Raw genomic sequence first — 12,851 nt, 5'->3', positions numbered from 1 at the left:
TTGAAGGGGGTGTGGATCGGTCCTAGAATTCGGCGGATGTCGGTGCGTCTGACCGGAGAAACCATTCAGACGTGTGCGGCGCGGCGGAATTATTCGCGAACGAAGACGGCGATCACGGCGTATGGCATCCGTCGCCGGAGTTTGGGAATCAGGGGTGAGTTGAAACGCGCAACAAGTGCCGATGCCGGATCGCGGAGGGCGACCGACGGCACGCTGTCATGGAAAGGCGGCTGACATGTTTGAGAGATTTACGGACCGTGCACGGAAAGTCATGGCCCTCGCCAATCAGGAGGCACAGCGGTTCAACCACGAGTACATCGGGACCGAGCACATCCTGCTTGGCCTGGTCAAGGAAGGCAGCGGCGTTGGTGCGAACGTCCTCAAGAATCTTGAAGTCGATTTGCGCAAGGTTCGGCTCGAGGTCGAGAAGCTTGTAAAAAGCGGACCCGACATGGTTACGATGGGCAAGCTGCCGCAGACGCCACGCGCAAAAAAGGTGATCGAGTACGCGATCGAAGAGGCCCGTAATCTCAATCATAACTACGTCGGGACGGAGCATCTGTTGCTCGGCCTGCTGCGCGAGCAGGATGGCGTGGCCGCGCAGGTGCTGATGAATCTTGGCATCAAGCTCGAGGAAGTCCGCGAAGAGGTCCTGAACCTTCTGGGTGCGGGCGTGGAGAACGAAGAAGGTCAGGCCCAGCCGACAGCGACGGAAGGCGGCCCGCGCAAGGGCGGCAAGTCCCGCACGCCGGCGCTCGACTCGTTTGGCCGTGATCTGACGGAAATGGCGCGGCAGGAGAAGCTCGATCCGGTAATCGGCCGCAAGGATGAGATTGAGCGGCTGCTGGTGGTGCTGTGCCGCCGGTACAAGAACAACCCGGTATTGCTGGGTGAAGCGGGTGTCGGCAAGACGGCGATCGTCGAGGGGCTGGCTCAGCGGATTGTCAGTGGCGACGTGCCCGAAATTCTCACTGACAAGCGGATCGTCGTGCTCGATCTGGCGATGATGGTTGCCGGCACGAAATACCGCGGCCAGTTCGAAGAGCGTATCAAGGCGGTGATGAACGAGGTCCGCCGGGCGCGTAACATCATCCTGTTCATCGATGAGTTGCACACGCTGGTCGGCGCCGGCGGCGCAGAGGGTGCGATTGATGCATCGAATGTTCTGAAGCCAGCGTTGTCGCGCGGTGAGATTCAGTGCATTGGTGCGACGACGCTCGATGAGTATCGCAAGTACATCGAAAAAGACGGCGCCTTGGAGCGCCGCTTCCAGCAGATCATCGTCGAACCGCCGAACGCGAGCCAGACCGCGGAGATTCTGAAGGGGCTGCGCGATCGATACGAGGCGCACCATCGCGTGCAAATCACCGATGGCGCGCTGCTGGCGGCAGTTGAGCTCTCGATGCGGTACATTCCGTCTCGCGTTCTGCCGGACAAGGCGATCGACGTCATCGACGAGGCCGGTGCGCGAGTGCGACTGAGGGCCATGACCAAGCCGGCGAAGTTGATGGATCTTGAGGAGGAGATCAAGCGGCTGAACGTCGAGAAGGATGAGTCAGTCCGTGGCGCGGACTACGAACGCGCTGCCGATCTGCGCGACAAGGCACAGAAGCTGAAGGAAGAGAAAGACACGCTCGAACGCGAGTGGCAGAACCGTCGCGGCGAGATCGACGGCATCGTGGATGAGGAGATCATCGCCGAGGTCGTGAGCCTGATGACCGGCGTTCCGCTGACGCGGCTCGAAAAGGAAGAAGCCGAACGGCTGCTTGAGCTTGAAGCGGAGTTGCACAAGCGCGTCATCAGTCAGGACGAGGCGATCAGTGCAGTGTCGCGAAGCGTGCGGCGATCACGCAGCGGCCTGAAGGATCCGAATCGGCCGATGGGCAGTTTCATCTTCATCGGCCCGTCCGGCGTGGGTAAGACGCTGCTTGCGAAGAGCTTGGCGAATTTCCTGTTCGGCTCCGACGATGCACTGGTTGTGCTCGACATGTCGGAGTACATGGAAAAGCACAATGTCAGCCGGCTGGTCGGTGCCCCTCCCGGATACGTCGGATACGAAGAAGGCGGTCAGTTGACCGAACGGATTCGCCGCCGGCCGTATGCAGTCGTGTTGCTAGACGAAATCGAGAAGGCGCACCCGGACTGCTTCAATATGCTCCTTCAGATCATGGAAGAAGGCCGGTTGACGGACTCCTTCGGCCGTCATGTGGACTTCCGCAATACGATCCTGATCATGACGAGCAACATCGGTGCGGACAAGATTACGCATCAGACGACATTCGGTTTCGAAAAGCGCGACGAGGACACGAGTTATGAACGCATGGTCGAAGTCCTCAAGCAGGAGTTGGAAGGTTACTTCCGGCCGGAGTTCCTGAACCGCGTTGATGAAATCGTTGTGTTCCGCAAGCTCCAGCATGAGCAGTTGGTATCCATCGTGGAGCTGGAGCTGAACAAGGTCGCGAAGCGGCTCAAGGAGCGGGGGTTCACTTTGGAAGTTCAGGACTCCGCGAAGGAACTGCTGCTTGAAAAGGGCACCGACGAGAAGTTCGGCGCGCGGCCTTTGCGCCGGGCGATCGAGCAGTTGCTCGAGGATCCGATCAGCGAAGGCCTCCTGCGGCGGCACTTTGCAGGCAAAAACCGCATCATCGCTTCGGCCGTCGAAGGTCCCGACGGCAAGAAGAAACTGAACCTCGAAGCGGTTGACAGCGGCGATTCCAAGCCCGCATTGGCGGGCGCGGGCGCCGAAGCGACGTGACCTGGCCAGGTTCGTGAGGTTTGGGGATTTGTCGCTGCGGCAGGTCACCTTCAGTCAGATCAGTAAATAAGGATCGCACGGCCCTGAAGAGATTGCTCTTCGGGGCCGTTTTCTGCGCTTCGATGGCTTTCGGGCCGTACTGCCCGGTGGAAGATGTGTGAGGAATGCTCCATGGCCGGCTCCTGTGGGGCTTCCTTCGGAGACTGCCCGAGCCGGATTTTACTTGGTGGTTGGATCGGGTAATGTTTCTGCCCGACCGCTATTCGCTTGAGTGTGGTCGTAATCGGGACATGGAACGGGGTTCCAGGATGCTGCTGGGTCGTGTCATCGGGACCGTGGTGAATTGCGAAGTCTATGAAGGCTTGCGCGGTGTGCCCATGCTGATCGTGCAGCCGTTGGACAAACGGCGTGCCGAAGTCGGAACGCCGATTGTTTGCTGCGACGCGACGCGCATGGCGGGGCCGGGGGAATTGATTTACTACGAGGGTGGACGCGAAGCGGCGATGGCGCTGGATCCGGCCTTTGTGCCGGTGGATCACAGTATCATCGGAATCGTGGATGCCATTGAAGTTGGGAATGACTGAATGGCGGTCCTGTTTGTCGGCCGTCACCGTTGGTTGAGGGCGTTCGGATGCTACTTGGAATCGTGGCCGGATCGATGCACGCGACGATTCAGCATCAGTTTTATCACGGCAAGCGATTGTTGGTGGTTGACCTCGCGGACGCCGATTGGGCTCGGACGGGGGAGTACCTCATCGCGGTCGACGCCGTTGATTCCGGGATCGGTGATCGGGTCCTGGTTTTGGACGAAGGGAATGGCGCTCGGCAGGTGTTGTCCGATCCGGCCGGTCCGGTGCGATCGGTCATTGTGGGAATTGTGGATACAGTGAGTCTTTGATAATTGCTAAGGCGATGCCTGATTGTCACGTAACCTTCGATTGGGAATAAGTTTCGGGTTTTTCAGTTGATATCTTTCGTGTTGCCTCACGCCGGCAGTGATTGCAAGTGTCGCGTCAATCTGGAGATAAGTCAGAAATTACGATTGACATTCTTCAGCGGTGTCACGAAGATTCCCGAACTTAGAGGTAAGCAGCGCGGCTTGGGAGTGTGCTCAGGCCGTTGCCAACGATAAGCGAGTGGAAGTCGAGAGACGATTTGGGCATTATTCGGAGGACACCATAATGCGACGTCAGTGGATTCTGGCTGCACTGTTTGCAGTGTCAGCTTGCGGCGCGTCGGTTGCGTTCGCACAAGATGAAGGTGGAACCACTTCCACCGAGACGACCGTCACCGAGACACGAACTACGGAGACGACAGGCTGCGACAGCATTACGGTGCGCGGCCTGAAGATCGGTGAGAAGAAGATCGAGCTCTGCATTCCGGTCTTCGAGACCTATGAGTTTGAAGCACCGGTAGGCTACCGGGGTGTGGACGACTTCTTCGTCGTTCGTGAAGCGAACTCGAACGTCCGGCAGGGTCAGTTCCAGATTGAGACAAAGGTCGATTTCTGGGCGACACACAAGTCGGGTCGCGGTCGGGATGACGATTTCAAGATCACGCCGAGCGTGAAGTATGGTATTACTGATCAGATCAACGTTGAGCTCGAAGTGCTCCCGATCAACCTGTTTGACGGCACAGAGATCAACGGCGTCAGCGGTTCGAACGACGGCACGGGTGATTTGAACCTGAAGCTGTTTTTCCAGCTTGTCTGCGAGAAGGATCTGATTCCGGCCGTCGCGCTGTGGTCTGAGACCCGGATTCCGACGGGTGAAGGATCTGAGAAGATGGACCAGACCGTCCATTTGAACCTGACCAAGACCGTTTGCAAGAACGTTCGCTGGCACTATCAGAGCTACATTCGCTCGGCAAATGGCGCTCGCGGCGATGGCGACCGCGATTGGGGCTGGAACGATCCCTGGTATTATCGCGATCGACGACATGGCGACGAGGAAGGCATTGGTGACCGCCGACACTTCCAGTGGGGCATCGGCACCGGCTTCGATTATCAGATCAATGAGTGCAATCTGCTCGTGCTGAACTACATGAATCGGAGCAGCAACTACTACGGCAACGCAAATTCGAACGTGATCGGCGCTGGTTGGGTGCATCACCTGAGCGACAAGCAGCAACTTATGGTCGGCATCGACTATGATGACAATCATGGAGATGCCGAAGGCGCACGCTGGACCACCAAGGCCCAGTGGTCGATCGCTTTCTGATCGAACTGTTCGCCGGTATTTGCGGACGAAATCTATCGACGCCCCCGTTCGGAGTGAAGCCGGCGGGGGCGTCGTCGTTTACTCCCAAGGGGGCGTCCGGGGGTTCAGGAGCCCGGCGGTGGATTCAAAATCGACTCAGGCCGCGCAAATCGGCTCAGGGCGTTCATGGTAGAATATGTCACATTCGGCGGTCTGGTGGTAAGCGCTGGTCTTGGTGTGATGCTTGCCGCATTCCAGTTACCGGGAACCTGGTTGATTCTGGCAACCGCGACGGCCTATGACTGGTATCACAGTTGGACGCCAATCGGTTGGAAGTGGCTTTCCCTGCTATGTGCCGCGGCGATCGCGGCGGAGTTGTTCGATTTTTCGGCCGGATTGATTGCGGCGCGGCGGGCGGGAGCGAGCCGACGAGCGGCCTTCGGCGCATTGATCGGCGGATTTATCGGCATGATCGCTTTTTCCGTTCCGATTCCACTCCCGGGGGTCGGCGCGATCGTCGGCGGTCTGGTCGGGTGCTTCATGGGAGCACTGCTTGCGGAATTGAGCCTGCGAAAGGAGCTTTCCGTCGGCTTGCGAATCGGGCTTATTGCAACGATCGGCCGGGTGATCGGCATGACCGCCAAAACGACAGCGGCGATGATGATCGGCGGCTCGGTTGTGTCACTTGGGGGTTGGTTCGTTTTCGGGTCGTAGCCCGACTCGGATGGAGTGGCTTTTCATGCGGGTGAACTTAGGGAGAGTTCGAGTGCCTGCGGCCCGTGCCCGTCGAATTTTCTGTGTTGTTGCGTTGTTCACAATGACTGGGGCGCTGGGATCCGCGGGCTGGGCTGACGACAATCAAACGGATTCGCGAAGCGCGCCACCGACGACCCAGGCCGTGGTTGGATCGTCCGCGACAACCACCACCAAACCGAGCGATGATGCGCAAGTTCGCCGTCTGGTTTCACAACTGGGGGCCGCCGATTTTAAGATGCGACAGGCCGCCCAGCATGAATTGGAGCGACTGGGCGAACGAGCGATGCCGGTGCTCGTCGAGTTTGTCGGCGATGCGAATTCCGAAATCGCCAATCGGGTGGGCTCGTTGATCAGGCGACCGCGCGACGCGACGCTTCGCGTGGAGACAGCCGCCAAGTTGTTGGCGACGGCCGATCCGGATTGGATGGAGAAGGGTGTTTACATGGTGTTTGAAACACCGGTCTCGGACTGCGAGTTGCTGGCCGCGAAACTGGATCAGTCGCGGGGTCGCGATCGGGCGATTCTGATGCCTGTTGTCGCGCAATTGCGGATGTGGCGAAGCATGGTGGTTCGGTTTGAGGAGCGACAGGCGAGGCTCCTGGACGAGAATCGCACGGCGGTAGCGGACAAGGAAAGACGCCTGCATGAGGAATCCATGTACTACCAGGCCGAGGCCGCGTACTGGATGGCAGTGGATGCGTCCGAAGAATACAGCGACGCGTCGGGACAAGTCAGTGAATCAACCACGCAACCGGCAACGTCGAGGCCTGTCGAAGGCAAGTGACGGGGTTAACTTGTCCGACTCGGCGCCAAGGGCCGGTCGTATGTTCAAATCGGTCGGGTTTCAGTTGTCCCGTTGTGTCCGCTGATCCTGGAGTCGCATGGATGGGCGAGTCTGTTCGTCAGCGGATTCTCTTCACGGGTCGTGTGCAAGGCGTCGGATTCCGGCAGACGACCTGCCTGATCGCACGTCATCACGCTGTCACGGGCTACGTTCGAAATCTACCTGACGGCCGCGTGGAGGCCGTGGTTGAGGGGGAGTCGGCCGCGATTGACTCGTTCCGCGCCGCAGTGGTCGACGAAATGCGCGGGTTCATTCGAGACGTTCGGTCAGAATCAGGCGAGGCGTCCGGCGAGTTTGAAGGATTTCGGGTCCGGTATTGACGAGGCGGGTTGATCGAGGCGCGGCTGTGGAAAGGATTTGCATGTCTTGTCGGTAGTCAATTGTCGCAGCGGCAAGAGGCGTTATAATTAGGGATTGCAGCCGACGCCCCTCCGCGATCGTCGGCGTTTTTCGTGCGCGGGTCAGCCGTACTGCCACGAAGTTGATCCATCCGCTCGCAGCTGTAGCTTCCTATCGGCACGGTCGCGTGTATCCAGCGACGACCGATGGTCGAAAAGTCTCTCCGACGGATTTCATCGCCGGGGAGCCTTGCCGGTCCGGATTTGTACGGTGGGCCGGCCTGCTGAGCGGACGCTTGATTTGGGTAGAGGCATTTTCCGTTGCTAGTGTGAGATCGCGTGGGCGCAGTTGCGAGCGGTCTCTTTTTCGCGTGTCAGGCGAGCGGCATCACCGCCTGCGTTGAATTGCAAATCGAGAAACAGAATCATGGCAGAAGTTGTTACTGAGTCATTGTTGCGTGTCCTGGAAATGGGAGAAGGCGGATTTGGTCATTTGCGCGATCCCGCGACGAATTATTCCGCGGCGGGCAACAGCCCGCAGATCGGACGCGATCTGATTCAGAAGTTCCGGCTTCGCGGCGGCGAACCAATCGTCTTCTTCCGAAACCAGGTGCAGAATCTGCGAGGTCGTCCGACGCTGACACGAATCGAAACAATCGCGGGACTCACTCCGCCCGCCTATGCTTCCAAACGTTCCTTCGACGAACTCGAAGTGGTCCATCCATCCGAATCCCTCCGCTTCGAGACGCCTGATGGTCCCATGTCGATGCGGATCATCGATCTGTTTGCGCCGATTGGCAAAGGACAGCGTGCGCTGATCGTCGCGCCGCCCCGTACCGGAAAGACGACGCTCCTTCAGCAGATGTCCTCCGGGATTCGCAAGAACCATCCGGAAACATTGCTAATGATGCTGCTGGTCGACGAGCGGCCGGAAGAGGTGACCGAGATGAAGCGTTCGGTGTGCGATGCCGGCGCGGGCTGGGAAAAGGGATTTCCGGAGGTCGTGTTTTCCAGCAACGACCACGAGGCGAAGAGCCACGGCAGAATCAGCCGGTTCATGATCGAGCGCGCGAAGCGTTATGTGGAGATGGGCCGGGATGTGGTCATCCTGCTGGATTCGCTGACGCGGCTGGGACGGGCATTCAATAATCTTGTCGGATCAAGTGGCCGGACGATGACGGGCGGCCTTGACATTCGGGCATTGGAAATCCCCAAGCAGCTGTTCGGCTCGGCGCGGAAGATCGAGCATGGCGGCAGCCTGACGATTATCGCGACGGTTCTCGTTGAGACAGGCAGCCGTATGGACGATTTCATTTTTCAGGAGTTCAAGGGCACAGGCAATATGGAACTTGTGCTTTCGCGTGAGCTGGCGAACCTGCGAATCTGGCCGGCGATGAATCTGGCGGAGAGCGGAACGCGCAAGGAGGAGATGCTTCTCGGCGCGGCGAATTATGAGAAAGTGTCGCGCGTGCGTCGTCGATTGATGTCGCTTCCGCCCGTAAAGCAGATGGAGACGATGCTCGAGGAACTCGGGAAATACCCCTCCAATGCCGAGTTTCTGCGGAATCTCGCCTGAGTTCGTGCCGTCGTAAGGCGACTCGCGGGCGCGTGCCCAACTATCGGGCTGCCGCGATCGGAATGCGCATCGGCGACGATTGAATCGGCTTCGAGGGGTCGGGACGAGTCACGGTTGGGCCGGCGAATTCGAGCAGATCCGCCACGCCATGCGCGGCACGGAGCCTGTCGAGAATATGCAGGTCTCTCCGATCGAACTGTCGTCGGAAGATGAGCTCGCTGAGCAGGCGTCGAATGCGATCGCATCGGGCCGAATCGATTTCCCGCCGAAGTGTCATTTTCTCCACGCCGTCTGATTCGTACATCACGTCGAGTCCCGTGGTGACTCCGGCGCCGACGGAGTGTGTCGGTTTGTTCCACGCCAGCGATTCAATCAGCACGGTCGAGTTGATTCCCACGACGGCGTCGGCATGCTGAATCCATGAGTGCAGGAATCCCTCTGTGGTCACCATCAGGTTGGGTCGCGGCGAGATGGCGACATCGGAGAATTGGGGATGTGGCCGCACGACGAACCGCTCATTGGGAAATTTCCATGAAAGTGCCGTGACAAAGGCATTCATGGATGGATAGGGCGAAGCAAGCGTGATATTCACGTCACGCTCGTCCTGCAGCGGAACGAAGATGTATCCATTGCGGCAGAATTCGGCACGCGGTTCCGAAAGTGAGCAGGCCGGATCGCCTACCGCACGGCCCGGCGTTTTCGAGAGTTGCTGATTTCGCCATTGATCGAGCCATTCATCGAGACCCGGGTGAATTGCAACGCGGGAGAGGTCCAGCCTGCGGATGGAACTGCGGGCATTGGTGCCCTCGAGATCGAAGTACATCGTCGTTGATTGAGGCAGCCATCCCAGCTCGGCGTAGCGAATCGGAATCCGGCGTTCCTCCGCAAACCGCTTTGTGATTTGATGGGCGTCGGTCGCGCCGTTCCAGAGAAACATGACGTCCGGTCTCATCTGGTCGAGCAGTTGGCCGAAGTCGCGATGATCCTCCCGGATGAACTTCCGATCGGCACGGATGGAATCGAGTCCTTTTACGGCCCTTGGGTGACAGACATACCAGCTTTCCACGCCGATCTCGCGCAGCGTGTTGCCCATCGTCGCAAAGAACCGGGCGACGGCGTGGCATCGTTCCGGCCTGTCATTAAAGCCGACTGCGATGGGGAACACGATTCTCAGTTGTTTTGGGGTCACGGTTCGGCGAGCGTGTTCGCGCGCGGGAGCGCCGTGGGCGATGGCCGCCTCCGAAACGTCGCGGTTGACGAAACTGTTGGCGCCGATGACGGCGTGATCGGCGATGTTGACGCCCGCGGCGATGGTGGTGTTAGCGCCGATCCACACGTCGCGGCCGATGACCGTGCGACGCTTGGAGAGCGGCTGATGCTGGATCGGGAAGGCAAGGTCAATCTGATGGGTGGTGCTCAGGATGACCACGTTTGGACCGAGACAAGTCAATTCCCCCACGGTGACATCGCCGTTGCCCTGAATCCAGTTGTTCACGCCGACGACGGCTTCGGGTCCGATGTGAACGACACCCTCGTCGTGGACTTCGATGTGAGCGTTGTCACGAATCTGGCACCCTGCCGCGAGGATGAGCGTGGCGTTGGGGCCGACGTCGAACCGGGCAGTCGATGCAACACGAGCGTCGGGATGCCGCTGAATATTGGTTCGTCGCTGAATGGCCGATTGGTCCTGCACTTCCGATGCGGGGACGGTTGCGATGGGCGAATCAGCCATGCGAGCGCGGGCCGGCAGGGTGTCGACCGGTTTTATCGCCTGCGGTTCGGCGGGCGGTGAATCGGGCAACCTGCCGGAGAGCCAACGTTCGACAAACACATCTCGATTTCGCTTCTGAAAATTGCCGAATTCTGCGGCGAGCTGCTCTCGCTTGATGTGCGACGTCGATTTCTCCGGACCGAGATCGTGGTGTCCGTGAGGGATCGGGCAGATCCCGAGTTGCCAGCCGCTGGATTTGGCGCGAATCGCGAGATCCGTGTCCTCGTAGTAGCCCGGCGTGAAAACTTCGTCGAAGAGACCGATCTCGTCGATCATGGACTGCCGGATAATGCACAACGAACCGGAGATGCTGTCGAATCGTCCGTCGCGAAGTTCATCGGCGTCAGCCAGGCGGCACCAGCCGAGGCGTTCAGCAGGTTCACGTTGGTAGATGACGCCGGTTGGACCGGCAATTCCAACTTTGGGCCGTGCGTCCATGAAACTGACAAGTGAGTCGAGCCAGCGGTTGTCGTGAAATACGAGGTCGCTGTTGAGCGTAACGAGAAACCGCGGGTCGAACCGCTCGATCGCCCTCCTGTGCAGCAGGTTGTGCCCAGCCGGGTATCCGATGTTGCGTTCAAGGCGTACAAGCGTGACGCGATCTTCGTGCGCCGCTGCGAATCGGCCAAGCAGATCCGCTGTGGAGTCTCCGGAGCCTTGATCGAGTATGAACAGCCTCCATGACTTCAGTTCAGAGATGCCGGATTGAAGCGATTCAAGCAGCCGGGAGACCGCCTCATGTGCGTCCCAGACCAGTAAAGTGATGAGTGCGTCGATTGGAGTTCGGCGATGGCCGTAAAGTCTGTGTACAGTGAGTCCGGAGGTCTGCAACGCGCCCCGGCGTTCCCAGATGTCGTTCTCATGCAGCCATGAACTAATGACGACGTGGCGGGCGTCGAGACCTGCGACATCATCCGGCCCGACGATCGGCCAGCCCCAAAGGGTCTTGCCATGATGAGCCGGGTCGTCGTCGATGACGGCAACGATCTCAACGGGGGACTCCGCCCAGACATCGGCCAGAGCACGGGTGTGTCGTCCCGCACCATAGATTGCGACCGAACCGGCGTCGCGCCGAGCGATTTCGTTGAGCAGCGTCTTCAGTCGCGCTCCGGCGTCGGTCGGTACGGTCAGCTCACCTGGGGTGTCGACGCCGGGTCGGCCGCCGGCTTCGGCCAGCACCGGTTGCGTGGTCGGCCAGGGTCGGGGCGCTGCGGATTCGACTTGTTGAAAGATACGTTCGATTTCGACGGCGTGCTGATCGAGATCGTATAGATCCCTGATCGTCGTCGCGGCCGCTCCAGAAAGCGCGGCGAGGCGCGTCGGGTCGGCCGCGAGTGACTCGATGCACGCAGCCGCGGAATTCATGTCGCCGATGGGGAAGGTGCGACCGTTGCAGCCGTCTCGGATGACGTCGCCGACTCCGCTTTCGACGGCGGAGACGACCGGCACGCAGCCTGCGGCCATGGCTTCGAGCATTGCGACGCTGAGACCTTCGTGTGCGGACATGAGCAATGCGATATCGGCCCAGTGCCACAGCTCGTGCATCTGCTGGGGCGGACGTGCGGATTCGAATTGAATCGTCGCGCATTGACGAACCGCCGATTGACCGCGGCCGCGCTCATGCTTCCAATCCGTGATCAGCCGATTGAGTTCTGCAGTGACGGGGCCGTCGCCGACGATTCGCATCTCGAATGCGATGCCGCGCGCGTAAAGATTGTGAGCAAGCGACGGCAGATCGAGAACGCGCTTCGCAATCTGGTCGATTCTGCCTCCGTACGCGAGGCGGATGGGACGGCCGGCTGCCGGGCCCCGTGACGTGTCGCGAGGCGATGGAACACCGTGCGGGATGAATCGGATGTCATTACTGCGATTGTTGATGCGCGAGCGAAGGTTCTGTGTGCATGTCGTCGAGTTGGTGATGAACGCATGGGCGATCGGCGCATATCGGCTCAGCAGGGTGTATTCGTAGGGATGATCGCTGTGGTTCCATGCCACGACGCGGAGCTGTTCGGCCTGCGACATTGCGAGTGCCGCAGTGATGGCATAACTTTGTTCCAGCAGGGCCGGCAGGATGATCGAAGGCGTCGCGGTGCGGTACGCCGCGGTCCACCGCGACCAGTTCTCGCGATGGTGCAGCGATGGAGCACGCAGCAGCGTGAAGCGCGGGTGCCGCGGAAGGGCGGCAGGCTCAAGCTCAATGTACCCGGGGGGAGCGTCGTGCAGGACCCAGTTTACGCGTCGGGGTGTTTTCTCAAGAAGGTGTTCGGTGAGTCGCAAGGCCCAGGCCGTGAAGCCCCCGACAGTGAATCCGACGGGCATTGAGAAAGTGACAGGCCAGTCTTGCATGGGCAGCTTGGGAGCAGGGTCCGTTCCGGGCGACCGCCGTTTCGGCGGTGAATTCGCACCCTGAAATATCGACGAATTGAGCGACACGGAATGAAGTGCGATTGCGACCGAGCGCGGTTTCAAGCCGTCGCGCGGTGCGTCCCGATAAGTTCTTGTGGCAACGGGTGTTTGGCTGGTTCAAATGAGCGAGACGGCCCGGCCTCATTGAGTCGTGAGCGAGGCGTGGAGGACGCGGATGCGGATGCCGCGCGCATCGTCTGAGCGTCA

Annotated in this window: 9 protein-coding genes; 8 read left to right on the top strand and 1 reads right to left on the bottom strand. The window is 59.7% G+C overall.

What is annotated here, in order from left to right:
- Positions 1-235 precede the first annotated feature (235 nt).
- The 8 genes from KF841_02690 to rho all read left to right on the top strand — a co-directional run bounded on the left by KF841_02690 (position 236) and on the right by rho (position 8,467).
- On the top strand, positions 236-2,755 hold the full coding sequence (locus KF841_02690) for an ATP-dependent Clp protease ATP-binding subunit (GenBank protein MBX3394255.1): 2,520 nt from the start codon (positions 236-238) through the stop codon (positions 2,753-2,755).
- A 308-nt stretch (positions 2,756-3,063) separates the two neighbouring features.
- A complete protein-coding gene (locus KF841_02685) occupies positions 3,064-3,339 on the top strand; it encodes an ethanolamine utilization protein EutN (GenBank protein MBX3394254.1) in 276 nt (91 codons plus the stop codon).
- A 47-nt stretch (positions 3,340-3,386) separates the two neighbouring features.
- Positions 3,387-3,653 carry a hypothetical protein gene (locus KF841_02680; GenBank protein ID MBX3394253.1) on the top strand — a complete coding sequence of 89 codons (267 nt, stop codon included), beginning with the start codon at positions 3,387-3,389 and terminating at the stop codon, positions 3,651-3,653.
- A gap of 283 nt (positions 3,654-3,936) precedes the next feature.
- Entirely contained in the window at positions 3,937-4,974 is a 1,038-nt protein-coding gene (locus KF841_02675; protein ID MBX3394252.1) for a hypothetical protein, read from the top strand.
- Positions 4,975-5,139: 165 nt separating this feature from the next.
- Positions 5,140-5,667, top strand: coding sequence for a DUF456 domain-containing protein (locus KF841_02670; GenBank protein ID MBX3394251.1), 528 nt, complete (start codon positions 5,140-5,142; stop codon positions 5,665-5,667).
- A 52-nt stretch (positions 5,668-5,719) separates the two neighbouring features.
- Positions 5,720-6,493, top strand: coding sequence for a hypothetical protein (locus KF841_02665; GenBank protein ID MBX3394250.1), 774 nt, complete (start codon positions 5,720-5,722; stop codon positions 6,491-6,493).
- Positions 6,494-6,594: 101 nt separating this feature from the next.
- Positions 6,595-6,873 carry an acylphosphatase gene (locus tag KF841_02660; protein MBX3394249.1) on the top strand — a complete coding sequence of 93 codons (279 nt, stop codon included), beginning with the start codon at positions 6,595-6,597 and terminating at the stop codon, positions 6,871-6,873.
- A gap of 445 nt (positions 6,874-7,318) precedes the next feature.
- A complete protein-coding gene (gene rho / locus KF841_02655) occupies positions 7,319-8,467 on the top strand; it encodes a transcription termination factor Rho (protein MBX3394248.1) in 1,149 nt (382 codons plus the stop codon).
- A gap of 40 nt (positions 8,468-8,507) precedes the next feature.
- Here rho and KF841_02650 read toward each other — a convergent pair whose 3' ends face one another.
- A complete protein-coding gene (locus KF841_02650; GenBank protein MBX3394247.1) occupies positions 8,508-12,584 on the bottom strand; it encodes a glycosyltransferase in 4,077 nt (1,358 codons plus the stop codon).
- Positions 12,585-12,851 lie beyond the last annotated feature (267 nt).

The organism is Phycisphaerae bacterium (assembly GCA_019636475.1).
Lineage (GTDB): Bacteria > Planctomycetota > Phycisphaerae > UBA1845 > UTPLA1 > JADJRI01.
Note: the sequence above shows the minus strand (reverse complement) of the source record. Positions and strands in the feature narration are given on the sequence as shown.